The 26,359-nt window shown below is 67.0% G+C and carries 20 protein-coding genes and 2 tRNA genes; 8 read left to right on the top strand and 14 right to left on the bottom strand.

Translation table 11 applies throughout. The features are described 5' to 3' along the window. Window positions 1–122: 122 nt before the first annotated feature. The 6 genes from metG to OJI97_RS17390 form a co-directional block, all read right to left on the bottom strand. Window positions 123–1,691 (bottom strand): methionine--tRNA ligase, encoded by a 1,569-nt coding sequence (metG, locus tag OJI97_RS17415; protein ID WP_297665585.1) that lies wholly within the window; start codon window positions 1,689–1,691, stop codon window positions 123–125. 124 nt (window positions 1,692–1,815) lie between these two features. Further along, window positions 1,816–2,793, bottom strand: coding sequence for a DNA polymerase III subunit delta' (locus OJI97_RS17410; protein ID WP_297665584.1), 978 nt, complete (start codon window positions 2,791–2,793; stop codon window positions 1,816–1,818). Next, window positions 2,784–3,410 (bottom strand): dTMP kinase, encoded by a 627-nt coding sequence (tmk, locus tag OJI97_RS17405; protein ID WP_297665590.1) that lies wholly within the window; start codon window positions 3,408–3,410, stop codon window positions 2,784–2,786. Before tmk ends, OJI97_RS17410 begins: the two co-directional genes overlap by 10 nt. Continuing rightward, a complete protein-coding gene (locus tag OJI97_RS17400) occupies window positions 3,404–4,627 on the bottom strand; it encodes a D-alanyl-D-alanine carboxypeptidase family protein (RefSeq protein WP_297665582.1) in 1,224 nt (407 codons plus the stop codon). The genes tmk and OJI97_RS17400 overlap by 7 nt, the downstream gene beginning before the upstream one ends. 8 nt (window positions 4,628–4,635) lie before the next feature. Further along, complete coding sequence (locus OJI97_RS17395) at window positions 4,636–5,589, bottom strand: septal ring lytic transglycosylase RlpA family protein (RefSeq protein ID WP_297665580.1); 954 nt, start codon at window positions 5,587–5,589, stop codon at window positions 4,636–4,638. After that, entirely contained in the window at window positions 5,573–6,568 is a 996-nt protein-coding gene (locus OJI97_RS17390) for a lytic transglycosylase domain-containing protein (protein ID WP_297665589.1), read from the bottom strand. Before OJI97_RS17390 ends, OJI97_RS17395 begins: the two co-directional genes overlap by 17 nt. 214 nt (window positions 6,569–6,782) lie before the next feature. On the opposite strand from OJI97_RS17390, the gene OJI97_RS17385 reads away from it, so the two are divergent. Beyond that, window positions 6,783–6,872: transfer RNA gene (locus tag OJI97_RS17385), tRNA-Ser, on the top strand. Window positions 6,873–7,109: 237 nt separating this feature from the next. On the opposite strand, the gene OJI97_RS17380 is transcribed toward OJI97_RS17385, so the two are convergent. Beyond that, the gene (locus OJI97_RS17380; RefSeq protein WP_297665578.1) at window positions 7,110–7,826 is read right to left on the bottom strand and encodes a 2OG-Fe(II) oxygenase; all 717 of its coding nucleotides are present in this window, start codon (window positions 7,824–7,826) and stop codon (window positions 7,110–7,112) included. Window positions 7,827–7,984: 158 nt separating this feature from the next. Between OJI97_RS17380 and OJI97_RS17375 the strand changes: the two genes are divergently transcribed. The 4 genes from OJI97_RS17375 (at window position 7,985) to OJI97_RS17360 (ending at window position 15,279) form a co-directional block, all read left to right on the top strand. Further along, the gene (locus tag OJI97_RS17375) at window positions 7,985–11,188 is read left to right on the top strand and encodes an autotransporter domain-containing protein (RefSeq protein ID WP_297665576.1); all 3,204 of its coding nucleotides are present in this window, start codon (window positions 7,985–7,987) and stop codon (window positions 11,186–11,188) included. Between the two features lie 245 nt (window positions 11,189–11,433). After that, window positions 11,434–11,952, top strand: coding sequence for a sigma-70 family RNA polymerase sigma factor (locus OJI97_RS17370; protein WP_297665574.1), 519 nt, complete (start codon window positions 11,434–11,436; stop codon window positions 11,950–11,952). Beyond that, window positions 11,945–12,880, top strand: coding sequence for a FecR family protein (locus OJI97_RS17365; protein ID WP_297665572.1), 936 nt, complete (start codon window positions 11,945–11,947; stop codon window positions 12,878–12,880). Before OJI97_RS17370 ends, OJI97_RS17365 begins: the two co-directional genes overlap by 8 nt. Window positions 12,881–12,882: 2 nt before the next feature. Further along, window positions 12,883–15,279 carry a TonB-dependent receptor gene (locus OJI97_RS17360; protein WP_297665571.1) on the top strand — a complete coding sequence of 799 codons (2,397 nt, stop codon included), beginning with the start codon at window positions 12,883–12,885 and terminating at the stop codon, window positions 15,277–15,279. Between the two features lie 39 nt (window positions 15,280–15,318). Here the strand turns inward: OJI97_RS17360 and OJI97_RS17355 are convergent, their stop codons facing one another. After that, window positions 15,319–16,458, bottom strand: a complete 1,140-nt coding sequence (locus OJI97_RS17355; protein WP_297665569.1) for an acyl-CoA dehydrogenase family protein — start codon at window positions 16,456–16,458, stop codon at window positions 15,319–15,321. Window positions 16,459–16,562: 104 nt separating this feature from the next. Beyond that, complete coding sequence (locus OJI97_RS17350; RefSeq protein WP_297665568.1) at window positions 16,563–17,756, bottom strand: acyl-CoA dehydrogenase family protein; 1,194 nt, start codon at window positions 17,754–17,756, stop codon at window positions 16,563–16,565. A 153-nt stretch (window positions 17,757–17,909) separates the two neighbouring features. Between OJI97_RS17350 and OJI97_RS17345 the strand changes: the two genes are divergently transcribed. Then, the gene (locus OJI97_RS17345) at window positions 17,910–18,986 is read left to right on the top strand and encodes an MBL fold metallo-hydrolase (protein ID WP_297665566.1); all 1,077 of its coding nucleotides are present in this window, start codon (window positions 17,910–17,912) and stop codon (window positions 18,984–18,986) included. Window positions 18,987–19,118: 132 nt separating this feature from the next. Here OJI97_RS17345 and OJI97_RS17340 read toward each other — a convergent pair whose 3' ends face one another. From OJI97_RS17340 to OJI97_RS17320, 5 genes are all read right to left on the bottom strand, one after another. Beyond that, window positions 19,119–19,997 carry a PAS domain-containing protein gene (locus OJI97_RS17340; RefSeq protein WP_297665564.1) on the bottom strand — a complete coding sequence of 293 codons (879 nt, stop codon included), beginning with the start codon at window positions 19,995–19,997 and terminating at the stop codon, window positions 19,119–19,121. A 91-nt stretch (window positions 19,998–20,088) separates the two neighbouring features. Further along, window positions 20,089–21,708 carry a TadG family pilus assembly protein gene (locus OJI97_RS17335; RefSeq protein WP_297665562.1) on the bottom strand — a complete coding sequence of 540 codons (1,620 nt, stop codon included), beginning with the start codon at window positions 21,706–21,708 and terminating at the stop codon, window positions 20,089–20,091. Between the two features lie 3 nt (window positions 21,709–21,711). Next, complete coding sequence (locus tag OJI97_RS17330) at window positions 21,712–22,104, bottom strand: TadE/TadG family type IV pilus assembly protein (protein ID WP_297665561.1); 393 nt, start codon at window positions 22,102–22,104, stop codon at window positions 21,712–21,714. 209 nt (window positions 22,105–22,313) lie between these two features. After that, entirely contained in the window at window positions 22,314–23,198 is an 885-nt protein-coding gene (yghU, locus tag OJI97_RS17325; protein WP_297665560.1) for a glutathione-dependent disulfide-bond oxidoreductase, read from the bottom strand. A 74-nt stretch (window positions 23,199–23,272) separates the two neighbouring features. Next, window positions 23,273–24,451: a CoA transferase gene (locus tag OJI97_RS17320; protein WP_297665559.1), complete on the bottom strand. Its 1,179-nt coding sequence runs from the start codon at window positions 24,449–24,451 to the stop codon at window positions 23,273–23,275. 163 nt (window positions 24,452–24,614) lie between these two features. Here OJI97_RS17320 and OJI97_RS17315 point away from each other — a divergent pair. Continuing rightward, window positions 24,615–24,704, top strand: a tRNA-Ser gene (locus tag OJI97_RS17315). 168 nt (window positions 24,705–24,872) lie between these two features. Next, window positions 24,873–26,282, top strand: a complete 1,410-nt coding sequence (locus tag OJI97_RS17310) for an integrase arm-type DNA-binding domain-containing protein (RefSeq protein WP_297665557.1) — start codon at window positions 24,873–24,875, stop codon at window positions 26,280–26,282. Window positions 26,283–26,359: the final 77 nt, after the last annotated feature.

Genomic DNA, 26,359 nt, shown 5'->3' with positions numbered 1-26,359 from the left:
CGATATTAAGGCTCAACCATCAATCTTTTCGGGTTCATTGCTTGCGAAGCGTACCAATCCAGTGCGGTCTATCAACAGGTTGGATTTCTTCGATTCGCTCGCAATGACGGAGCGAAGGAGTTTCATGCCTCCCCTTCCCCTTCCGGCAGTTCGAGGCGGGGAAAGATGGGGACGGGCTGGCCCAGCGCGAAACCGCTCGCGGCGAGCTGGGCGAACCAGTCCCGGTCGGCAAGCGCCGCGAAATCGCGTGCGTCGGCGGCGATGCCCATCTGGTCGAGCAGCGTGTCGGCGGCGGCGGGCACCACCGGACGGATCGCGATCGCAAGCGTGCGCACCGCCTGGAACAAAGTCATCAGCACCGCGCGCATCCGCTCGGGATCGCTCTTGCGCAGCGCCCACGGCGCCTGCGCGTCGACATATTGGTTGCAGGCGAAGACGGCGCGGATCCAATCCTCGATGCCGACCGAGAATGCGAGCTGCTCGAATTCGCGCGGCAGGCGTTCTTCGGCCATCGCGAGCAGGTCGGCGAGCAGGTCGGCATCCTCCTGCGACTGCGTGTAATCAATCGAAAGCTTGCCATCGAGATTCTTGAAAATCATCGACAAACTTCGCTGAGCCAGATTGCCGAAACTGTTCGCGAGGTCGGCGTTGGCGGTGCGCACGATCGCTTCGGCCGAATAGCTGCCGTCCTGCCCGAAGCTGACTTCGCGCAGCAGATAATAGCGCAGCGCGTCGACCCCGAAGCGCTCGGCCAGTTCCATCGGATCGACGACATTGCCGAGCGACTTCGACATCTTCTCGCCGCGGTTGAGCAGGAAACCGTGGCCGAAGACCTGTTTGGGCAGCGGCAGATTGGCGCTCATCAGGAAGGCCGGCCAGTAAATCGTATGAAAACGCACGATATCCTTGCCGATCATATGGATGTTCGCGGGCCAGAATTTGCCGAAATCGCCATCGGGATCGGGGTAGCCGAGCCCCGAAAGATAAGTGGTCAGCGCGTCGACCCAGACATACATGACATGCCCCGGTGAGCCCGGCACCGGCACGCCCCAGTCGAAGCTGGTGCGCGAGACGCTGAGATCCTTGAGCCCGCCCTCAACAAAGCGCAGCACCTCGTTGCGGCGGCTTTCGGGGCGGATGAAATCGGGCTGGTCGGCGTAGAGCGCGAGCAGCTTGTCCTGATAGTTCGACAGGCGGAAGAACCAGCTTTCCTCGACCGTCCATTCGACGGGGGTGCCCTGCGGCGACAGGCGAACGCCTCCTTCCCCGTCGGTCAGCTCGTCTTCGTCGTAGAAAGCCTCGTCGCGGACCGAATACCAGCCCTCGTAGCGGTCGAGATAAAGGTCGCCATTCGCTTCCATCGCCTGCCAGATCGCCTGCGACGCCCGGTGATGCGCGGGATCGGACGTGCGCATGAAATTGTCATAGCTGATATTCAGTCTGGCATACATCTCACGGAAATATCCCGACATTTCATCGGCAAGATCGATCGTTTCGCGGCCCTGATTGCGCGCCGTCTGAAACATCTTCAGCCCATGTTCGTCGGTGCCGGTGACCAAGCGCACGTCGCGGCCGCGCGCGCGCTGAAACCGCGCCATCACGTCGGTGGCGATGGCTTCATAGGCATGGCCGATATGCGGGCGGCCGTTGGGGTAGCTGATGGCGGTGGTGATATAGAAAGGCTCGGACATGCGCGCGCCTTAGCGGGTGCGGGGCGCGAGGGGAAGCGTCCCGTCGCCCCGCGCGGTTGTTGGCGGTTTGCGCAGCGGCGAAGGGCAAGGACGACGACGGCCCCCGGCTTCGCGGGGGCGACGATCAAGCCTTGGGCGCCAGTTCGGCGAGGCAATTGCCGATCTCGAAGCCGACCATCGACCCGTCATAGGAACCGCGGACCGCGTCGCGCACGGTGCGCTGCACCCGGTCCCACGCGGCGAGCACCGGTGCGATCTCGGCGACCGGGCGCTCGCGCGCCAGCCGTGCGAGCAGGCCGGGAACGATATCGATCACCAGTTCGAGCCGCGCGCGATTGCTCGTCCCGCCGACCTCGCGCGCGAGCGCCTCGCGCAGGCGATTGCCGGGGTCGCCGCCGGCCGCGATCGCAAGCAGCTTTGCCTCCATCGCCGCGACGTCGCTGTCGATCAGCGCGAGCGCCTTGCCGGGCACGCCGCCCGAGGCGGCGACGATCGCGCGTAGCTCCGCCCTGTCGGTCATCGGGCGCAGCACGTGCAGCCACGCCGTCATGACGTCATGATCAACTGGTTGAAAACGCAGGATTCGGCAGCGCGAGCGGATCGTCGGCAACAGACGCCCGGGCGAGTGGCTGACGAGCAGGAACAGCGTCCGCGCGGGCGGCTCCTCGAGCGTCTTGAGCAGCGCGTTGGCGCCGTCGGTTTCGAGGTCGTCGACCGCATCGACGATGATCACGCGCCAGTCGCCGAGCGACAGCGACAGGTGCAGCCGGCGGATGACGCCGCGCACCTGATCGATTGTGATGTTGCGCGCAAGCTCCTTGCCCTTGTCCTTCGGCTGGCGCGCGAGTTGGATGATCTCGGGGTGATTGCCCGCCTCGACCAGCTTCCCCGCGGCGGCGTCGCCCGGATCGTCGAGGGTGACCGCTTGCCCCGCGCCCGCCTGGCCGTGGGTGGCGAGAAAGCGCGCGACGCGCGCGGCGAAGGCCCCCTTCCCCATCCCCTGCGGTCCGGCGAGCAGCCAGGCATGGTGCAGCCGCCCGCCCTGCCACGCTTCCAGAAAGGCCTTTTCGGCGTCGCTATGGCCGATCAAGGTCACAGCCACGGTTCCAGTTCGGCGAGGATCGCGGCCGTCACCGCGTCGGCGGGCGCGTCGGCGTCGATCACGCGCCAGCGGCCGGGCTCGGCCACCGCCATTTCGGCAAAGCGCGCGGCGAGGCGCGCCTGATAATCGGCGGGCTTGCTGCCCATGCGGTCGGCGCCCGCGGCATCGCGCAGCGCGAGCCGCCGCTCGGCCTCGCGCGCGCTGACGGTGAGCAGGAAGGTGCGATCGGGGAGCAGGCCGAGCGAGCCGAAGCCGTGCAGCGCCAGCAGGTCGGCATCGGTAATGCCGCCGCCGCCGCCCTGATAGGCGCGCGAGCTGTCGACGAAGCGGTCGCAGAGCACCCAGGCGCCGCGATCCAGCGCGGGGCGGATCGTGCGCGCGACATGGTCGGCGCGCGCCGCCGCGAAGAGCAAAGCCTCGCTCCGCGCGTCCCAGCGGTCGTCGCTGCCTTCCATCAGCAGCGCGCGGATCGCCTCGGCGCCGGCGCTGCCGCCGGGCTCGCGGGTCGCGACGGCCTCGACCCCGCGCGCGGCGAGCGCGCCGACAAGCGCGCGAATCTGAGTCGATTTGCCGACCCCTTCGCCGCCCTCGAGCGTGATGAAACGGCCGCTCACCAGCCGGTCAGCCGGTAGAATCCGGTGCGTAGCCTTGCCCCGAAACCGCCTGCGCCAACATCGTTCGCGGCGAGCAAGGGCGTGACCTGCGGCGGCAGGCCATCGGGGGTGACGATCAGGTCGGCGACCCGCGTCCCGCGCGCGACCGGCGCCGGAACGGGCGAGCGGCTGCGCATCACCGCGCTATAGCCACCAGCATAGCCGCGCGGCACCGTCATCCGCACCGGGATCGCGGCTTCGGCGAGGACGGCGGGCGCATTCCCCTGCCCCACGTCGACGCGGCCGATCTTGGCGCCCGCGGGCACGAGCTCGCGCCCTTCCCATTGCTCGAAGCCCCAGGTCATCAACCGCGCGGCCTCTTCGCGGCGCGCCTTGTCGCTCGTCATGCCGGCGACGACCATGATCAGCCGCCGCCCGCCGCGCTTCGCCGAGCCGAGGAAGCAATAGCCCGCTTCGGCGGTATGGCCGGTCTTGAGCCCGTCGACCCCCTCGACGCGGCCGAGGATGGGGTTGGTGTTCGGCTGGACAATCGGCTTGCCCTCGGGGCTCGTGCCGTGCTGGAGCTTCGGCAGGGAGAAATAGCGCGCATAGTCGCGCGGATGCTCGCGGATCAGGCGGTCGGCGAGCAGGATCAGGTCGGCGGCGCTGACCTTGGTGACACCGCCATCGGGCCAGCCGTTCGGAGTGCCGAAATGACTCGACGTCATGCCAAGTTTCGACGCCATCGCATTCATCCGCTTGACGAAAGCCTCTTCGCTGCCGTCGATGCCCACCGCCAGCGCGGCGGCGGCGTCGTTGGCCGATACGGTGATCAGCCCCTTGAGCAGTTCATCGACCGAGATTTTCTCGCCCGATCGCAGGAACATCGTCGAGCCGCCGTTGCTGCCGTTCCATTTCTTCCACGTCGCCTGGCTGACGGTGATGACCCTGTCGCGCGGCAGTTCGCCCTTTTCGATCAGGTCGAGCACGATGTAGGCGGTCATCACTTTCGCCATCGAGGCGGGCGGGAAGCGCTTTTCGGCGCCGCGCGAAAAGAGGATCGCACCCGAATCGAGATCCTTGAGCATCACGATCGGCGCCTGGGTCATATAGAGCGGGCGGCTGGCGGGCGCCGATTTCGAATGCGCATCGCCTGCCGAAGCCGCCGGAAAGGCCGCGATAAGTGCCAGCGCCGCGGCGCCGGCGATCGCGGCCCTGGCGATGAAAAAGGGTCGGCGCATGACGGCCGTCAACGGTCGCGGACGACCACCGCGTCGCGGAAGCCCTTGTCCCTGGCCTTGCCGAGGGCGGTGCGCGCCTCGGCGTCGCTGGCGAACGGGCCCATGCGGACGCGCCAATATTTGCCGGCCTTTGCCACCGTCCCGCCGACCGACCTGGCCGCGGCGGCGGCGCGCGTTTCGGTGCTGAAAGCGCCGACCTGGATCTGATAGGCCCCCGTAGCGGCGGCGGGTTTCGCGGGAGCAGGTTTCGAGGCCGGCTTCGACGGCTGGACCGCGAGGCGATCGTCGCCGGGCTTGACCTTGCCCGACGCCACTGGCGGTGCGGGCTGCGCCGCGACGGGCGCGGGCTTGGGCGCGGGTTGAGCCTTGAGCTTCTTGCGCAGGATCGCGAGCAGCGAGTCGGGGGTCGCGATCCGTTCGGGGACTGCGCGGCCCGCGCGAAGCTGCGCGCGCTCGGCCTGCGGCGGGTTGGTTCGGCGCACCCGCACCGCGGCGGCGCCCCCGGTGATGCCAAGCTGCCTGGCGGCGCCGCGCGACAGGTCGATCAGGCGGTCACCCACCATCGGCCCGCGATCGTTGACGCGGACAAGGATCGTGCGCCCGGTATCGAGCGCCGTCACCTCGACATAGCTCGGCATCGGCAGCGTCCGGTGCGCGGCGCTGATCCCGTCGGGGTCGAAAATCTCGCCATTGGCGGTCGGTTTGCCGGCGAGCTCGTCGCCATACCAGCTCGCATAGCCGACATCGTCGTAATCGGGGATATCGACGGGCGTGTAAGTGACTCCGGCAACGGCGTAAGGATCGCCGAGCTTGACCGGCGTGTCGCTGACCCGTTCGACCAGCGGCGCGGGCGCCGGACCCGCGGCGGGCCCGCCTTCGCGCTTGCCATCCATCGCCCCGCATCCCGCAAGCAGCAACGCCGCCCCCGCGATCAGGGCCCCCTCCCTAACGATCGATTTCATCCGCCAGCAACCCCACAGACAATGCGTAAAAGTTGGAACAATTATAGTCCAATATCGCACGATAGTTGCCAGTCAGCAAATAAGCGGTTTTTCCCGGTCCATCGGGTTCGAGCAAGGTTGCCTGTATCTGCCCGTCGGGCCAGCGGCCGCTGAGCGTCTGAAAACCGTCCGCGCGCCATTCGGCCATCGAGCGCCAGCGGCTGTAGCGCGCAAAGACGCGCGGGCAGCGCGTCGGTTGCAGGCGGCTCGCCATCGCGGCGCGATTGTATCCGGCGGGAACCTGCACCGCGACGCCCCACGGCTGCCCCGCGCGCCAGCCGGCGCGGCGCAGATAGGCGCCAATCGATTCGATCGCGTCGGCCTCGCTCGACCAGATGCGCGCGACGCCGTCCCCGTCGCCGTCCTCTGCAACCTGAAGATAGACCGAGGGGAGGAATTGCGGATAGCCGAAGGCGCCCGCCCAGCTTCCCTTGAGCACGTCGCGCGGCACGCCCTTTTGCACCATTTCGAGCGTCGCGATAAATTCGGGCTCGAACAGGCTGCGGCGGCGCCCTTCATAAGCGAGCGTCGCCAGCGCCTCGGGCAGGTCGAAACTGCCGGTTACCGCGCCATAGGCGGTCTCGTGCCCGAAGATCGCGATCATGATGCTCGTCGGCACCCCGGTGCGCTGCTCGATACGCGACAGCAGCGGCAGCAGCCGATCGTGGACGCGCCGCCCGCCGTTGATCCGCGCCGCATCGACATGCTTCACGCGATAGGGCGCGAAAGCCGGGATCGGCGTGTTCGGGTTCGGCGGCGCGCCGAGATTGTCGCGGTCGAGCGCGATGACGCGGGAGTTGTAGCGCAATCCCGACGTCACCCGGTCGAAGGTGGTGCGCGAAACTCCGCGTGCCTCTGCCTTCGGCCACAGCGACTGGACATAGGCGTCGAACCCGGCATCGCCACCGCTCTGCGCATAGAGCGGGCCCGACATCACCATCGACCAGGCCGACAGCGTGAAGCCCAGCAGGCTGGAAAGACGACCGATTCTGAAACCTCTAGCGTGCATCATGTCCCACCCCATAGAATCGGATTGAACCAGATGCACGCGGCTTCGCCATCCGCCGCGAGACGGGTCGAGTCATTCGCGCGGCGAACCGAGCCGCCGATCTTTTGCTTGCCGCGGGGGCGCCGCGCGCTATGGCGGCGGCGACGGACAGGTGGCCGAGTGGTTTAAGGCAGCGGTCTTGAAAACCGCCGTGGGTGCAAGCTCACCGTGGGTTCGAATCCCACCCTGTCCGCCACCTTCCTTTTCATGCGCGACTTTATCGCGAGCGGCGATTTTGGGTTGGAAAGCAGCCTCTCCCTACCTTCGTCATTCCCGCGAAAGCGGGAACCCAGTGTGGGGTTAGCTGACGCACGCTCTGGGTCCCCGCTTTCGCGGGGATGACAAAGTTAGGAGATGCCGGGGCGGCCGCAATCGGTCGAAAACGGCCATTAAACTCGTCATCGACGAATGTAATCTGGGCGTCGCCCCCTCCCTACCCCGCATCGTGAAAGATCACGCCCAGCGTGAAACGCTCGCCGCGGCGGATTTCGCTGACGCCATGGCGTAGCTTGACGCGATAGGGGCCGCGGCTGCCCTGGCGCGGGGCCTCGTCGACCGCGAAGATCACCGCATCGCCCTGCTCCAGCGGCACGACGTGCGGGCGCGATTGCATCCGCGGGCGCTGTTCGGTGAGGACGAATTCGCCGCCGCTGAAATCTTCGCCCGGCCGCGACAGCAGGATCGCGATCTGGAACGGGAAATGGAGTTCGCCATACAGGTCCTGATGCAGGCAATTATAGTCGCCGGGGCCATAGCGGAGGATCAGCGGGGTCGGGCGCGACTGGCCGGCGAGCGCGCATTGCGCGAGAAAGGTGGCATGGTCGGCGGGATAGAGCACCGCGCGCCCGAGCGTCGCGGCCCAATCGTTCGCGATTCGCGCCAGCGGCGGATAGAAGGTCGTGCGAAGGGCCGCGACTAGATCGGGAAGCGGATAGCGGTAATAGCGATATTCGCCGCGGCCGAAGCCGTGCCGCTGCATCGAGATCGTGCTGCGATAAAGGGCGTCGGCCGCATAATCGGCGCGGAGCGCGGCGCATCCGGCCGCTGACAGCAGGCCGGGTACAACATGCCAGCCTCTGCCCCCGAGATCGGTCGCGAGCGCTTCCCTATCGAGACCGGCTGTGCTGCGGGAGATGTCGCGGGTCGGCATGATTGTCCTTCGGTCGAGGCGGATACCGGCTCCTATCCGCGGCACGACGGCACTCCGCCCCGTTTCTTGCGATCAAATTTCTTCCAAGGCTGCTCCGCAATGCCTCCGTCTTGAGGTCGGTTCCGGGAACACCCGGTCGACATCAAAAGAGGGATTTCATGCGCACGACCTTGCTGGCCTCCACCTGCCTTGCCGCCGTTCTTTCCACCACCGCTCATGCCGAAACGAGCATCAGCACCGCGACCACCACGCCGGTGCGCACCTCGACGGTCAAATCGGGCGCCGCCGACGATGTGAAGATTACCTCGGCGGGATCGGTCAAGCCGGCGAGCGGCACCGCGGTCACCATCGACAGCAACAACAAGCTGACCAACGACGGCACGATCCAGATCACCAATTCGGACGGCGCGACCGGCATCTTCGCGAACGGCGGCGTCAGCGGCGCGATCACCAATTCGGCGACCGGCAAGATCATCATCGACGAAAGCTATGCGCCGACCGACATCGACAAGGACGGCGACATTGACGGACCCTATGCGGTGGGCAGCGGCCGCACCGGCATCGCGACCGGCGGCGCCTTCACCGGTACTATCGTCAACAGCGGCGAGATCACGATCGAGGGCAATGATTCGGCGGGCATCCGTCTCGGCGGGCCGCTGACCGGCAATTTCACCAACGACGGCAAGATTTCGGTGCTCGGCGACAATGCGCTGGGTGTCGGTTTGCAGGACGTCACCGGCAACGTCCGTCTGGCCGGAACGATCACCGCTGTCGGCGAGAATGCGACCGCGGCGCGGCTCGCGGGCAATATCAACGGCGCGCTCGTCGTGCAGGGCACGCTGACGTCGACCGGCTATCGCTATACCACGGCCCCGACCGACCCGTCGAAGCTCGACGCCGACGACCTGCTGATCGGCGGCCCCGCGCTGTCGATCGAGGGCAATGTCACCGGCGGTATCGTCGTTGCGGTGCCCCCGAAGGACACCAAGCCCGACGACAAGGACGAGGACAAGGACGGCATCGAAGACGCCAAGGAAGGATCGGGTGCGATCCAGTCCTACGGCTCGGCGCCTGCGCTTCGCATCGGTTCGGCCAGCCAGGACATCGCGATCGGCGCGGTTGCGGGCACGGGGACCGGCCTGGGCCTGATCATCGACGGCACCGTCACCGGCAACGGCCTCTATGCGGGCAAGGACGCGGCCGCGATCCAGCTCGGCGGCATGGGTCGCAACGTGACGATCGCCGGCGGCGTCGGGATCAATGGCGGCGTGTCGGCGATCTCGAACGGCGCGTCGGCGACGGCGATCCGCGTCGGCAGCGGTGCGACCACTCCCGAAATCCGCGTCGCGGGCAAGGTCGAGGCATCGGGCGGCAAGGAAGCCTCCGCCATCTCGACCGGCATCCTTGTCGAGGCGGGCGGCGACGTCGCTCTCATCCGCAACAGCGGAGTGATCAGCGCGAAGGCAGCGGGCGATGCCGGCACCGCGCGCGCGATCGTCGATCTGTCAGGCACCGTCGACACGATCGAGAATAGCGGGACGATCAGCGCCACCGGCGCGCTCGCCACCTCGGATCGCAACATCGCGATCGACCTGTCGGCGAACGGCAATGGCGCGGCGGTCAAGCAGACCGCGGTCGCGAGCGGCATCGCCGCGCCGAGCATCGTCGGCGACGTCCGTTTCGGCGGCGGCAACGACCTGTTCGACATCGCCGACGGTTCGGTAAAGGGGAACAGCTATTTCGGCGCAGGCGACAATCGCCTGAACCTGTCGGGCGACGCCACCTATGCGGGCAATGCGCGCTTCGGCGCCGGCAACGACACGATGACGCTCGCCGGCACCTCGGTGTTCAGCGGCGCGGCCGATTTCGGCGGCGGCAGCGACACGCTGACCATCGGCGGCACGTCGCGCTTTTCAGGCAGCCTCGCCAATTCGCAGGGGCTGGCGGTGTCGGTCGATGGCGGCACCTTCGACGTCAGCGGCGCGGCATCGATCGCTTCGCTTGCGGTCACCAACAAGGGTGTCCTGGCGGTGACGCTCGACGACGGCAGCACCGGCACCGCGCTGACCGTCGGCGGCACCGCCAGTTTCGGCGCGGACTCGAAACTCGCGCTCAAGCTGTCGAGCCTCGAGGAGGCCGAGGGCAACCATATCGTGCTGACCGCCGGGACGCTGACCGGCGCCGATAATCTGACCACCGAATCGACGCTGCTGCCCTTCCTCTACAAGGGCACGCTCAGCTCGAACGCCAATCAGCTCATCGTCAACGTGGCGCGCAAGAGCAGCACCGAACTGGGTCTCAACCGCTCCGAAGCGGGCGCCTTCGACGCGGTGATCGACGCGGTGACCGCCGACCAGAAGGTCGAGGACGTGTTCCTCGGCATCACGAACGGCGACCAGTTCCACAACCAGCTTCGCCAGATGCTGCCCGAGCATGAAGGCGGGGTGTTCGAGACCGTCACCTCGGGCTCGCGCGCGCTGGCGCGGCACCTGCAGGATCCGAACGCGCCGTTCCAGGACGAAGGCAAGTGGCGTTACTGGATCAACCAGGCCGTGTGGGGCACCGCGAAGGGGGTCGGCCAGACCGCGGGCTATAATGTCAGCGGCTGGGGCCTGTCGATGGGTGCCGAGATCAAGAGCGACGTCGGCAATTTCGGCGGCTCTATCGCTTTCCTGAGCGGCAAGGACGGCAACAGCAGCAACGATAATGAAGTGTCGTCGAGCCAGTTCGAAGGGGCGCTCCACTGGCGCCTGCAATCGGACGGCTGGCTGGCGAGCGCCCGCGTATCGGGCGCGCCGATCAGCCTGAAGGGGACGCGCTTCTTCCGTGCCGATGCGGGCGCCGAAGATATCGAAAAGACGATGCGCGGCAAATGGGACGCGACGCTCTATTCGGCTTCGGGCTCGATCGCCAAGGACGCGCGCCTCGGCGGGCTGACGATCCGCCCCACCGTTGCGATCGATTATTACAAACTGCAGGAGGATGGTTATGCCGAATCCGGCGGCGGCGACGCGCTCGATCTGACCGTGCAGGACCGCAGCAGCGACGAACTGGCGGTGTCGGGCACGGTGGCGCTTGGCCTTCAATTCGGCGGCACCGACGAATATGACGGCTGGACGCGCTTCGAACTCGAAGGCGGGCGGCGCCAGATCGTCGGCGGCTCGCTGGGCGCGACCGTCGCGTCGTTCAAGGACGGCACGCCCTTCACCCTGGTTCCCGAGGATCGCACGAGCGGCTGGGTCGGCCGTTTCCGCGGCATCGCCGGCAATTCGGCCTTTCAGGTCGCCGGCGAAGTGTCTGCGGAAGAACAGCAAAGCCACATCGGCTGGGCGTTCCGTGCGAGCCTGCGGGTCGGCCTTTAATCCCCCATTGGCCGGCCCCGCAGCAAGGGGGAAGCCCCTCCCTACCCCCGCTTCCCCCTTGCCAAGGCTCAAAGGATGAAAAGGAGATGATGATATTATCCGCCGCCACCTGCCTTCCCGGCTCCGCAACCCCGGCGCGGTTGCATGGTTCGCTGAGGACGCTATATCGCGGCAGCATCAGGGGACCGGAAGGCGCGCGGCGGGGTGCGCGCCGACAGATTATGGCGTTCCGCGGCAAGCAATCCATGACCGATGCGAGTGATCGAACCGACGCCGTCCAGGGCATCGAAGGCGTGCTGCTCGCCAACCGCGAGCGAATCGTGCGCTTTCTGGAGGTGCGCGGCGCGGGCAATATGGCCGAGGATCTGTTTCAGGATTTGTGGATGCGGCTGACCGAACGCGGCATGGGGCCGGTTGCCGAACCGCTCGCCTATGCGATGCGCGCGGCGAACAATCTGATGCTCGACCGCTATCGTTCGGCGCGGCAGAGCGCGCTGCGCGATGCGGCGTGGAGCGATGCGTCGATCGCCGAAGGTCCTTCCGCCGAAACTACGCTGATCTCTCGCGAGCAACTGGCGCTGGTCGAGCAGGCGATCGCGGCGGCCGGCGAACGGCCGGCGCGCATCTTTCGCCGCTTTCGCGTCGACGGCATCCAGCAGCGCGAGATCGCGGCCGAAATCGGCGTCAGCCTGAGCACCGTCGAAGCCGATCTGCGCAAGGTCTATGCCGCGATCGCCCGGACCCGGAGGCAGTTCGATGTTTGACGATGCGAAAACCGCCGCCGAGGCCCGCGCGAGCGACTGGATCATCCGGCAGCGCGACCCCGCGTTCGACGATTGGGACGGCTTCGCCGACTGGCTGGCCGAAGACCCCGGCCATGCCGACCTTTATGACGCGCTCGCCAGCCTAGACCGCGACCTCGACATGCTGCCGCCCGAGCGCGCGCCGTCGGTGGTGATCCGCCCCGAACCGCCGCGCCGCCCGTCGCGGCGCCTGTGGCTGGGCGGTGCGGTCGCGGCCGCGCTCGTCGCCGTGATCGCGCTGCCGCAGCTTGGCCTGTTCGGCGACGCGAACCGGATCGAGACGGCGGCGGGCGAGCCTCGTTCGATCACGCTCGCCGACGGGTCGAGGATCGAGGTCAACGGTGCTTCGGTCGTCGAACTCGACAAGGATCGACCCCGCTTCGCGCGGCTGGAATCGGGCGAAGCGATGTTCCATATCGTCCACCGCGAAAGCGATCCCTTCGTCGTCGAGGCGGGGGCCGCGCGCATCGTCGACCTCGGCACGGCGTTTAACGTCGTCCGCCGCGAGCGCCGGACCTCGGTCGCGGTGTCCGAAGGCGTGGTGCTCTACAACCCCCAGCGCGACAAGGTCCGCGTCGCCGCCGGACAGGCGATCGAGGCCGGCGATGCCGACAGCAAGCCGCCGCAGGTCCATCCGGTCGACGTTGCCAATGTCGGCGGCTGGCGCACCGGGCTGCTCGTCTACAACGACGCGCCGCTCGCGGTCGTCGCCGAGGATCTGAAGCGCACGGCGGGGATCGAGGTCGCGGTCGCGCCCGGCGCCGAAGGGCAATCCTTCCGCGGCGCGCTGATCATCGACAAGGATCGCGCGCGCACCGTCGCCGATCTCGCGGCGCTATCGGGCACGACCGCCGAACGCCGCGGCGATGGCTGGGTGTTGACGCGCTAGTCATGGCGCGCTGGCAAACGTCCTTTCTGGCTCTCGCGCTCGTCGGCCTGCCGGCGCAGGTCGCGGCGGCCGAGGAGCGGGCGTTCAACGTGGCGGGCGGGGCGCTGTCGACAGCGCTGCCGCAGCTCAGCCGGCAGGCCGGCGTCAGCATCAGCGTCGCCGATGCGCGGCTGTGGCGGGCCGACGTCCAGCCGGTGCGCGGGCGCATGGACGTGCAGGATGCGCTGAAGCAGATGCTCGTGGGAACTGATGCCCGTGCGGTGCGGGTCAATGCGACAAGTTGGCGGATCGAGCGCCGCGCGCCGCCGCCGAAAGTCACGCGGCGTCCGCTGCCCCGCCCCGCGCCGCAGCCGCGGGCTCGCGAACCGGCGCCGGTCGTCGCGTCGGCGGATGAGACGATCATCGTCACCGCGACCAAGACCGACCTTCCCTATTCGCATTTCGCAGGCGTCGCCACCCGGCTGGATGGCGACGATCTGGCGTTCGGCGGCGAGCGTGGAACCGATTCGATCCTGTCGCGCGTTGCGACGATTTCCTCGACCTATCTGGGGGCGGGGCGCAACAAGCTGTTCATTCGCGGCATCGCCGATTCGAGCTTCACCGGCCCGACGCAGGCAACGGTTGGGCAATATCTGGGCGACGTCCGGCTCAGCTACAACGCCCCCGATCCCGACCTGCGCCTCTACGACATCGACAGCGTCGAGGTGCTGGAGGGGCCGCAGGGGACGCTTTATGGCGCGGGATCGCTCGGCGGGATCATCCGCTCGGTCCCCAAGGCGCCCGACCCGCGCGAGACCCGGCTGCAGGCGATCGCGGGAGTTTCGGCGACCCAGCACGGCGATCCCGGCGGCGATATCGCGGGGATCGTCAACATCCCCGTCGGCGAAGGCGGCAGCGCGGTGCGGCTGCTCGGCTATATGCTGACCGATGGCGGCTATATCGACAATCCGTTGCTCGGAAAGAATGACGTCAATCGCACCCATATCTGGGGCGGCCGCGCCGCCGCGCGGGTCGAGGCGGGCGACAATTGGACGATCGACCTCGGCGGCGTCTATCAGGCGATCACCTCCGACGATGCGCAATATACCGACAAGGACGCCCCGCCGCTGACGCGCAGCTCGCTGGTCGAGCAGAATGCCCGGACGCGCTACGGGCTCGGCACGATCGTCATCCAGAAGGACTGGGACGGCCTGCATTTCCAGTCGTCGAACGCCGTCGTCAGTCACCGCCTGTTCGAGCGGTTCGACGCCGGAAAACCCGGCGACGATCCCCGGATACTCGATCAATATAACCGCACCCGCATGTTCGTCAGCGAAACGCGGTTGTCGCGGCCCTTCGTCGACGGTTTCGGCTGGGTGATCGGCGCGAGCGTCATCGACAACCGCACCCGCCAGCGGCGCGAATATGGCACCACGCTGCGGCGCGCCGCGGTGCCGGGCGTGACCAACGAGATCACCGAGTTTACCGGCTATGCCGAGGCGACGCTCGAACTGCTGCCGCATGTGATCGCATCGGCGGGCGGGCGGATTTCCCATGCGCGTCTCGGCGGCGAAGCCGATAGCGTCCCCCTTGCCATCGCCATGGCCGGACGCGCAACGACCGCGCATCGCACCGAAACCGACCTCCTTCCCTCTTTCTCGCTGCTCGCGACGCCATTCGACAATCTGCGCCTCTATGCCCGCTATCAGGAGGGATTCCGCCCCGGCGGCCTTGCCATCGACGGCGATTTCGTGCGCCGGTTCCGCAACGATCAGGTGCGGACCTGGGAAGGCGGAATCCGCTTCGGCGAAAAGGGACGGACCCCGTTCGATGCGAGCGTTTCGGTGTCGCACACGCGCTGGCGCGACATCCAGGCGGATTTTATCGACGGCAACGGCTTTCCGACCACCGCCAATATCGGCAATGGCCGGATCACGAGCATTTCGGGCGCGGTCGCCTTCCGTCCGATCGCCGCGCTCTCCTTCGATCTCGGTGCGGTCTATAACCACAGCCGCGTCGACGAACTGTCGCCACTGGCGATGGCCGCCTTCGCCGACGCCCCTGCCAAGCTGGGGCGCATCCCCAATGTTGCGAGCCATGCGGTGCGGGGGGCGGTGACCTATGTCGCGCCTATCGGGGTCGACACCGAACTGCGCGTCAACGGCTGGGCGAATTATATCGGGCCGTCGCGGTTGGGCATCGGCCCGGTGCTCGGCGAGGGTCAGGGGGATTATGTCGACACCGGCCTGGCGCTGCGCCTCGGCACCGAACATCGCGGCCTGTCGCTGACGCTGACCAATATATTCGACGCGCGCGGCAATCGCTTCGCGCTCGGCACGCCGTTCGTCGAGGGCGGCGCGGGCTATATCACCCCGCTCCGCCCCCGGACGATCCGGATTGCGGTGGATGTGGCGTATTGAAATAGCCCCTCCTCTGAAGAGGAGGGGGCGTTTACGGGGTCAATCCGCCAGCGCGATGCGCTCGTAGCGGCCCAGGTGATGGTCGGCGCTGCCGAACTGGCCCTCGATCATCGTCGCGCGCTTGAAATAATGGCCGATCGCCAGCTCCTGCGTGATGCCGATGCCGCCGTGGGTCTGGATCGCGTTCTGGCCGACGAATTTGGCGCCGCGCGCGACCTTGCTCTTGGCGGCCGACACCGCCGCCATGCGCTCGCTTGCGGGCAGGCCCAGCTTCAGCGTCCCCATGATCGTCATCGAGCGCGCCTGCTCGACCTCCATGAACATGTCGACCATGCGGTGCTGGAGCACCTGGAACTTGGCGATCGGCACGCCGAACTGCTTGCGCTGCTGCGTATATTCGAGCGTGCCTTCGTGCAGCTTCTGCATCACGCCGGTCGCCTCGGCACAGACCGAGACGGTCGCTTCGTCGACGATCTGCTCGATCAGCGGCAGGCCCGTCCCCTCGCCGCCGAGCAGCGCGTCGCCGGGGACCGCGACATTCTCGAAATAGATTTCGGACGCGCGGTTGCCGTCGACGGTCGGATAGTCGCGGCGGACGATGCCGGGAAGATTGGCGTCGATCAGGAACAGCGACACGCCGTCCGTGTCGCGCTGGCCGCCGCCGGTGCGCGCGGTGACGAGCAGATGCGTCGCCCACGGCGCGGCATAGACGACGCCCTTGTGGCCGTTCAGCACATAGCCCGCGCCATCCTTCTTCGCGGTGGTGCGGAGGTTGGCAAGGTCGTAGCGGCCCTGCGGCTCGGCATAGGCGAAAGCGACGATCGCGTTGCCCGCGATGATTTCGGGGATCATCGCATCGGCCTGCGCGCCGCCGACAGCCTTGAGCGCGCCGCCCGCGATGACGACGGTCGGCAGATAGGGCTCGATCGCGATGACCTTGCCCAATTCTTCCATGATGATCGCATTTTCGAGCGCGCCGCCGCCAAGGCCGCCCTGCTCTTCGCTGAACGCCGCGCCGAGCATCCCCAGTTCCTGCGCGAGCGCGGTCCAGATGGCGGGATCGCGGCCCAGATCACCATTGATGAACTTCTGGCGCGTTTCGAAATCATAGGTGTCGGCCAGAAAGCGCGACAGCGTGTCGCGGATCATATCCTGCGTTTCGGTGTAGGTGAAATCCATTTTACTATCCCCGTCGCCCCCGCGAAGGCGGGGGCCGCTGTAGGTTGTCATTGCGGCGCTGAGTCAGGCCGATTGCGGTCCCCGCCTTCGCGGGGACGACGCTGTCACAATCCCAAGACCATCTTCGCGATGATGTTGCGCTGAATTTCGTTCGACCCGCCATAGATCGTCGTCTTGCGGACGTTGAAATAGGTCGGCGCGGCGCGATGGGCGTAATCAGGGCCGATCGGATGCTCGTTGTCGCCGTCCCCGAAGCCGCGGAAATAGGGCGCGCCATAATGGCCGACCGCCTCCAGCGTCAGTTCGGTCAGGCGCTGCTGGATTTCGGAGCCCTTGATCTTGAGCAGGCTCGATTCGGGCCCCGGCCCCTTGCCCGCGTTGGCGCCCGCAAGGCTGCGCAGCTCGGTAAATTCGAGCGCGGTCAGGTCGATTTCGAGCTCGGCCATCTTGCGCTTGAAGAAGGGGTTCGCAAGCAGCGGCTTGTCGCCGTCGAGTTCGGTGCGCGCGATCGCCTTCACCTTCTCGACTCCGCGCTTCGACGCCGCGACGCCAGCAATGCCGGTGCGTTCGTGCGCGAGGAGGAACTTGGCGCAGGTCCAGCCCTTATTCTCCTCATAGACGCGCTGGTCGACGGAAACGCGGACGTCCTCGAGGAACACCTCATTCACTTCATGCTCGCCGCCCAGCGTGATGATCGGGCGCACGGTGATGCCGGGCGACTTCATGTCGATGAGGAGGAAGCTGATGCCTTCCTGCTGCTTCGCATCCTTGTCGGTGCGGACGAGGAAGAAGCCCCAGTCGGCATATTGTGCCATCGTGGTCCAGGTCTTTTGCCCGTTGACGACATATTCGTCGCCGTCCCGCACCGCCGCGGTGCGCAAGCTGGCGAGGTCGGAGCCCGAACCGGGTTCCGAATAGCCCTGACACCACCAATCCTCGCCCGACAGGATGCGCGGCAGGAAGCGCGCTTTCTGTTCGGGAGTGCCGAAGGTGTAGATGACCGGGCCGACCATCGCGAGGCCGAAGGGCATCAGGCGGACGCAGTCGGCGCGCGCGGTCTCCTCCGACCAGATGAAGCGCTGCGTCGGCGTCCAGCCGGTGCCGCCATATTCGACCGGCCAGGCGGGCGCGACCCATCCCTTTTTGTAGAGGATCTTGTGCCAAGAGAGGAAATCCTCCTTGCTGAGCTCGTCGCCCTCATCCTGCTTGCCGCGCAGTTCGGCGGGGTAATTTTCGGCGATGAACTCGCGCACTTCCTTCTGGAAGGCGAGGTCTTCGGGGCTGAACTCCATGTCCATTATCGATTCTCCCATTGGGTCATGGCGCCCTTATAAGAGGCGCTCACGTTTACGTAAAGGTAAGTTGCAGGCCGCAACGCTTTGTGAAAGACTGCGCCCTGCGGCGCGGCTTGTCCAGCGGCGCGCTACGAGAAAATCGGGCGGGAGGGGATGATGAAAAAGAGCTTGCGGGCGCTGACGGCGCTCTTGCTGCTGCTGGCCGTCGCGGGGGGCGCGGCGATGCTGTTCCAGCGGCCGATCGGCCTGTGGCTCTATCAGCGCGGGCTCGACAGCCAGGCGGGGCGCGACAATCTGGCGAAGCTGCCCGACGGCTTGCATGTCGGACTGTGCGGCACCGGGTCGCCGCTGCCCAACCGCGACCGCGCGGGCGCCTGCACCGTGGTGATCGCGGGCAAGGCGATGGTCGTCGTCGATGCCGGCGAAGGCGGCGCGCGCAACATCGCGCTGATGGGCCTGCCCAACGGCAAGATCCGTGCGCTGTTCCTGACCCATTATCATTCGGACCATATCGACGGCCTGGGTCCGATGATGCTGCTGCGCTGGACGGGCAGCGGCAACAAAAGCCCCCTCCCCGTCTATGGCCCGACCGGGGTTGAGGCGGTCGTCGGCGGTTTCGACGCGGCCTATGCCGCCGATAACGGCTATCGCACCGCGCACCATGGCCCGGTGATCACGCCGCCCGCCGCCGCAGGCGCGACGGCCATGCTGTTCGCGGTGCCGACGGGGCCGGTGGTCGTCTATGAAGCCGACGGGCTCAAGGTCACGGCCTTCCCGGTCGATCATCGCCCGGTCCAGCCCGCGGTCGGCTATCGTTTCGATTACAAGGGGCGCAGCGTCGTGATCAGCGGCGACACCGCGAAATCGCCGATGGTCGAAGCCGTCGCCAAGGGCGCCGACCTGCTGATCCACGAAGCGTTGCAGCCCGAAATGGTGACGATGCTCGCGGCGCGGCTGAAGGCAGCCGGGCGGCCGCAGACGGCGCAGATCATGCACGACATCCTCGATTATCACGCCAGCCCGGCGCAGGCGGCCGAAAGCGCCGAAGCGGCGCGGGTGAAGATGCTGGTGCTGACCCACATCGTGCCGCCCTATCCGGGGCGCTATCTCGACGCGGCGTTTCTCGACGGCGCGAAGCGCAAATTCGACGGGCCGCTGATCATCGGCGAGGACGGCGACAGCTATTCACTCCCCGTCGGAAGTAAGACGATCACGCGCGGCAACTGGTTTTAGAGGGTGATCAACTTTGAGTAAAATATATGCGTGTCCCCGCGAAGGCGGGGACCCATCTCCGGTCGGTTCAAACTAGTGCTGGCAGGAGATGGGCTCCCGCCTTCGCGGGAGCACACAGTTTTTCAATGAAAATCATGCCTTGGACACGATCACCACTGCACCCTCGCTGGCATAGGCGCCGCGCCGCTCGGCCATCGCGAGCGTGACCGGCAGCGCCGCGCCTTCGCGCGTCACCAGCGCGGAGATCAGGCGCGCGGGGGCGCCTGTGCGGAACAGGGTTTCGAGGGCATCGAGGAAGGCCGCGCGCTCGCCCATCGCGATCAGCGCCGAAAAGCGCACGCGGCGGATCGCGGCGGGATCGACGCCGACCATCGCGGTCAGCGCCGCGTTCGCGTCTTCGACCGCCTCGCGGACAGAAATCGAAGCGCAGCCGATGGCGCCATGCGCCTCGACGGCATCGACAAATGCGCGCCGCGCATCGTCCGCCCCCTGCTCGTTCATCGCGGCGCTGATGTCGCGCAGCAGGATCGCGCCGCCGACCGGCAGCGGCACCAGTTCGACGCGCAGCCATTGGCGCGGCCGCAGCAGTCCGGGCACGTCGCCCGCGAACCGCTCGCGATGGTCGAGCAGCCGGTTGATGTGGGCGAGCAGCAGATGAGTGCCGAGCGCGGGCACTGCGTCGGTCAGCAGACGGCCGATCAGCTCCGCCGCCGCGGTTTCGAGCATGTCCGACGCCGACGGATTGACCGCCGCGATCCGGCGCTCGCGGTCGATGAGGATCACCGCGTCACGGATCGATTCGACCAGATCGGCGAGCGAGTCCCGCAGCGCCGACGAAGGCGGACCCGCATCGCCGAGCCGGCGGTAATCGTCGAGCGAGATCAGCACATGAGCATCCTTGCCGTGATGGGTGACGACCACCGGCCGCCGCGACGCCTGCAATCGCCAGTTGCCGAACCCGCGAATGAAATCCGCCGCCGATACGCGCTGCGTTTCTCCGGTCCTTGCCACCTTCGCCTCCCCTCGAAGCCCCTTGCCTCCTTATGGGCGGAGGAAGCGCCCCATGGCGGGCAAGCGGGTCCGGATCGGCGCCGATATGGGGTCAGACGAGCTTCGCCCGGCCGCAGCGCAGCGCGTTCACGCGCGCGTCGGCCTCGCCGAGATGGACGCCGAGCGTTTCGGTCAGCCCCTCCAGCACCCCGTCGAGCACCGGCGCCGCGAGGCCCAGCGCCTCGCCCACCACGCCCGACAGCGCGTTGAGGCCGAGCCCCAGACCCAGGACATTGACCTTGAGGTCGATGCGGTCGGCGAGCGACTCGGCCGCGCCGGCGATGAGCCCGCTGCTTTCGACGGTCTTGACCGTGCCGTCGTCGATTTCGCCGCGGGTGAAGCGCGCGGGCTTTTCGTTGAGATCGGAAAGCACCAGTTCTGCCTTCCCCTCGACGTTGGCGAGCGGCAGCTTGACGAGCTTGACCGGCGCGGGGTCGAGCGGGCGCTGCATATTCTGGAAATCGCTGTCGGCGACCAACCCAATGGCGAGCTTCGCGGGCGAGGTCGTGATGCCCAGCGTCACCGCGTCGCCGTCCCCGGCGAAGCAATCGATGTCGGTGATCCGCGCCGACGCCGATCCCAGTTCGGCGTAGACCGGAATCTCGACGCTCGCGAGCGGCAGCGCGACCTTGGTCACCATCTTCAGCCGCACCTGGGCGGTGCGCACGACGACCTGCTGCGTGTCGGTGATCGCGATCAGCGGCGAGTCAGCGGGCGGTTCGCCGATGAGCAAGGCGATATCGACGCCCGATCCGCCGGGCAGATTGCTGGCGACCGACAGATCGACCTGGCGGTTCGCATTGGCGAGCAGCAGCATCGAGCGCAGCAGGCTGAGCGCGTTGACCTTGACCGGGTTCGCTTCGTCGATGCGGATGCTCGACGACCGCGGGCCGAGGCTCACCGCCCGCGAGGGGAAGAGGGTTTTCGGCACCGCCTTGGTCGCGAGCGCGCTGAGCGCCGTGGCGGCCTGCCCGTTGCTCGCCGCCGCGAGCGCCGACAGCACCTGCGGCAGCGTCGCCTGCGTGTCGAGCGTCTGGCCGAAGGTCAGCACATTGGCGCCGAGTTCGGTGCGCAGCGCTTCGGAGAAAGCGAGCAGATCGACGTCGGCATCCGCCAGGGCATTATAGTCCATCACCGACAGATCGACGTGCCCGCCGGTCAGCGCCGACAGCAGCGCATTCGGCACCCCGCCGTGCAGCGCCGCGACGCGCGAGCCGAGCGAAAAGGCGGCATAGCCCCGCCGCGCCGCCGTTGCCGACGCCCCGATGACCGTTTCGTCGCGGCCGGTCACGAAGCGGCCGAAGATCATCGGCCGGTCGCGCGTCAACACGATGCGCACTGCATTCGGCGCGCTGCCCCCCGCGGTAAAGCGCTGTTCGGCCGGAACGGCGGGGTCGGGCTGATAGGTGCCCGTCGTCAGCGATGCGATGGCGATGGTGCAATTGCAGTTGGCGGCGATGATCCGCTCGGCCGCCGCGCGTTCATCGCCCGGCCGTCCGGCGGCCGCGAGCGCGGCAGCGTCGGCGATCCCTTGCAGCTTGCGGCGGTCGAGGGTGAAGGAGCCGAAATCGACCGCGAGCGCGGCCGCGCCGATCAGCATCGCGAGCGCAAAGGCCGAGGCGATGCTGATCCCGGCGCGCCGGTCTTTCAGGAAAATGCGGAGCAGCGCCATGGGTCAGTCCACCGGAAGCTCGAAGGTCGCGCGGGCACGGATGGTATTGCCCGGCGACGGGACGAAGGAAGAGCGGATGAGGCTGGTGGCGGGGACAGCATAAGTGACGGCGACCGTCACCGCGTCGCTGGTCTCGCTGACCGCGACGCTGCGCGTGGCGGGGGTGAAGCCCCCTATTGCTTTCATACTGCGATCGACGGCGCGGATCGCGATCGCGCTGCGGTCGGCGGCGTCGAGCCCGACGATCGCGGCGCGGGCGCCATCGTTCGCCGCCTGCTGGACGCTGTGCGCGAGCAGAAAATATTGGCCGTAGACCAATATGCCCATGAGGAGCGCGAGGAAGAGCGGCAGCACCAGCGCCATCTCGACCATCGCGGCCGCCCGCTCGCTTCGCACCAGACGGGCGCGAAGCGAGCGGGTGGACCGCGGCAAGGGATCGGGAGCCATCATCCGCCCAGCATGGTGCCGGGCGATGAAGGCCGGGTCGAGACGGCGGCGCGCCGATTTTGCGGATTTTACGGCAAGTGCGCGGCTCGCAACGCCCGCAATTCCGCGCCTCCTGCCGGGCCGTTAACGGCCGCGGCGGGCGGTGCGCGGAAAATCCGTCATTCGGCGGGCGGCTGCGCCTCCAGCTTATCCTGGGTGCGCAGGTCGAAATCGGAAGCGTCGTGGCGTTCGCGAAGCTGGCTCGCGGGGTCGCCCATCACGCGGTTGACCATCCGCCCGCGCCTGACCGCGGGACGCGCCGCGAGTTGGTCGGTCCAGCGCTGGACGTTGCGATAGTCCTGCACTTGCAAAAACTCGCCCGCCTCATAGACGAGGCCTTTGGCGAGCGCACCGTACCAGGGCCAGATCGCCATGTCGGCGATCGTATAGTCGACCCCCGCGATATATTCGTTTGCCGCGAGCTGGCGGTCGAGCACGTCGAGCTGGCGCTTCACCTCCATCGCATAGCGGTTGATCGGATATTCCTGCTTCGTCGGCGCATAGGCATAGAAATGACCGAAGCCGCCGCCGAGGAAGGGCGCGCTGCCCATCTGCCACATCAGCCACGACAGCGTCTCGGCGCGCTTCGCGGGATCGCTGGGGAGGAAGGCGCCGAATTTCTCGGCGAGATGGATCAGGATCGCGCCCGATTCGAAGACGCGGATCGGCGTTTCGCCGCTGCGGTCGACGAGCGCGGGAATCTTGCTGTTCGGATTGGCGCCAACGAAGCCGCTCGAAAACTGGTCGCCCTCGCCGATGTTGATCAGCCACGCGTCATATTCGGCGCCGCTATGCCCCGCCGCGAGCAGTTCCTCGAGCATCACCGTGACCTTCACCCCGTTGGGTGTGCCGAGCGAATAGAGCTGAAGGGGATGCTGGCCGACCGGCAGTTCCTTGTCGTGCGTCGGGCCGGCGACGGGGCGGTTGATGTTGGCGAAGCGCCCGCCGCTTTCCTTGTCCCAGGTCCAGATCTTCGGCGGCACATATTCGGCTTGATCGGTCATCGGGAGCTCCTGTGCTAGATTTTATACTGACCGGTATCTAATGCGGTGGGGCAGCGCCGTCCAGCACCGGCGGCTCAAATAATATTTTGCGCCCGCAAAGCCGAAATCGCTTCGGCATCGTAGCCGAGTTCGGCGAGGATCGCGTCGCTATGCTCGCCAAGCTGCGGCGCGCGTGTGGGCGCGGGCCTGGCGCTGGCCGACAGGCGGATCGGGGCGCGGATCAGCGGCACGTCCGCCGCCGCGCCCGGATAGGCGACCGGCTCGACAAGCCCCATCGCGGCGATCTGCGGCTGCGCCAACGCTTCGTGGGGACGCAGGACCGGCGCGGCGGGGACGCGCGCGGCGGCGAGTTCGGCGATCGCCTCGGCGCTCGTCCGGCCGATGCACCACTGCTGCATGATGACGCTCAATTCCTCGCCATTGTCGCCGCGCAATATGTCGCTGGCGTAGCGCGGATCGTCGACGAGTTCGGGGCGGCCGACCAGGTCCGCCCAGCGCGCGAAGATGCCGCCGCCGACGATCTGCGTGACGATCCAGCCGTCGCGCGTGCGGAACAGGTCGGTCGGCGCCGAGCTGTAGCTGCGGTTGCCGATCGGCTGGCGCTCGATCCCGTTCAGCGCATGATCGATGGTGAGCGCATTGGTCATCGCGAGCGCGGTGCCCAGCAGCGACCCCGACACGCATTGCCCCTTCCCCGTCGTCTCGCGCTCACTCAGCGCGACCATGACGCCGAACGCGGTGTGCAGCGCGGTGCCGAAATCGACATAATTGACCTGCGCGCGATAGGGCTGGCCGGGCGTCCCGGTCAGGTGCACCGCCCCCGACATCGCCTGACCGACCGCGTCGAACCCGACATTCTTCGCAAGCGGACCCTCGCTGCCGAAGGCCGAGGCGGTCGCGAGGATGATGCGCGGGTTGATCGCCGACAGGCTGTCATGATCGAGCCCCAGCCTGACGAGCGCATCGTGCGGCAGGTTCGCGACGACGACGTCGGCGGTTTCGACGAGGCGGCGGACGATCTCGCGCCCCTCGGGGCTGCCGGGCTTCAGCGTCAGGCAGCGCTTGGCGCGGTTCATCTGCAGGAACATCGCGCCCGATCCGTCCGCGGCGACCGGCACGGTGAAGCGGTCGTCGTTGCCGCCCGGCGCCTCGATGCGGATGACGTCGGCGCCGTAATCGGCGAGCAGCGCGGCGCAATAGGGGCCGGCGATATAGCGGCCGAAGTCGAGCACCCTTATTCCGGTCAGCGGCACGCGTCGTTTCTCCCCGATGTTTTTCCATCGGCTAGCAGCCGCGCGCCGATGCTGCCAAGCGCCTTTGGGCTTTTTCGACGCGGCAACGCTCGCGCGCGGCGAAAATGTGACGAGAGGCTTGCAAGACGCGCGAGCCGCCGCTAGGGGGCACTCCTCTCAGCGAGGAGAGTTGGCTGAGTGGTCGAAAGCGTCGCACTCGAAATGCGAAGTGCCGGCAACGGTACCGAGGGTTCGAATCCCTCACTCTCCTCCAGAGCCTCTTCCGCAGAGGTTCTTATTGGTCCGCTAGGATTGATTTTCTTCCCATAAAACCATCGCTTTCGACCCAGACCCGGTTCGGTCGCGTTCGCACGCCTCCGCCTTTGGCTTGGGCATAAAACGTGGCTCCGGTGCGTGAAAAACATGGCCTCGGAGAAAATCAATGCTGAACGACGCAAAACTACGGAATGCCAAGCCGCGCGATAAGGCTTACAAATTGACGGACAGCCACAGCCTCTATCTTCTCGTCAAGCCGAGCGGAGGAAAACTCTGGCGCTGGAACTATGCCTATGCCGGAATACAGAAGAGCATGAACTTCGGCATCTATCCGATGGTCAGCCTTATTCAGGCACGGGCGAAGCGCAATGAGGCCCGCGCGATCCTCGATGAAGGCAAAGACCCCGCCATCGTAAAGAAGCTGACCATCGAAGCGAATCGCAAGGCGGCCGAACGCACGTTCGAGCTGGTCGCAAAGGAATGGCATGAGGCGTTCAAGGCGCAATGGGCCGTCGCTCATGCCCATGACGTGATTCGCAGCCTTGAGCGCGACGTCTTTCCCGCCATCGGCAAATATCCGATCACGGACCTGACTCCGCCGGTGGTCCTCAAGGTGTTGCGCGCGATCGAAGCGCGCGGGTCGATTGAAATTGCGAAACGTGTCCGGCAGCGCATTTCCGCTGTCTATGTCTATGCCATCGCGGAAGGCGTCGCGACGTCCGACCCCGCCGAGAAGCTGGCCGCCGTGTTGAAGCCGCTCCGCAAGGGTCGGCAACCGGCGATCACCGACCTTGAAAAGCTGCGCGAGATGATCGGCAAGGTCGAAGAGGATTATGCCCGCCCGGTGACGCGCCTCGCCATGCGTTTCCTCGCCCTGACCGCCGTGCGTCCCGGAGAGTTGCGCGGCGCGCGCTGGGACGAGTTCGAGGACTTGGATGGCGATGAGCCACTTTGGCGGATTCCCGCCGCGCGCATGAAGGGCGACTTTGACCGCAAGCATGAAGAAGGCGGCGATCATCTTGTGTCGCTGTCGTATCAAGCCGTTGCCATCCTGCGCGCACTATGGCCGCTGACAGGCGCTTGCCCCCTGCTTTTTCCGAACAACCGGCACCCGCACAAGCCCATGAGCGAGAACGCCATCGGCTATCTGCTCAACCGCGCGGGTTACCACGGCCATCATGTGCCACACGGGTTCCGGGCTGCCTTTTCGACGATTATGAACGAATGGGCGAACCGCGAGGGCAATGCGGGCGACCGGCAGATCATCGACTTGATGCTCGCCCATGTTCCGCCGGGCAAGGTCGAAAGCGCCTACAACCGGTCAGCTTACATGCCGCGACGTCGGGAGTTGGCACAGATTTGGGCCGATATGCTCGTGACCACCCTCCCCTCTCCGGTGGCGCTGGTCCAGCGCCCGTCGAAGGCGACCGGCGAGTGTTCGCGGCGGCGGGTGCCGCAGCCGGTTTCGACGAATTTCCGCTTTCCGGTGCGCGCGCAGGCGGCATCACGAGCCAAGGGGGCCGGTGCAGACGGGGAATTTCGACAAGCTGTTCCGCGATGCAAAACGAGACGCTGATCTGTCGCACATCAATTTCCACGAGCCGAAGGGAAGCTGCGACTACACTGGCGCCAGGACAGTCTAATGTGTTGGAA

It is taken from the genome of Sphingopyxis sp. (assembly GCF_025869345.1).
GTDB lineage: Bacteria > Pseudomonadota > Alphaproteobacteria > Sphingomonadales > Sphingomonadaceae > Sphingopyxis.
Note: the sequence above shows the minus strand (reverse complement) of the source record. Positions and strands in the feature narration are given on the sequence as shown.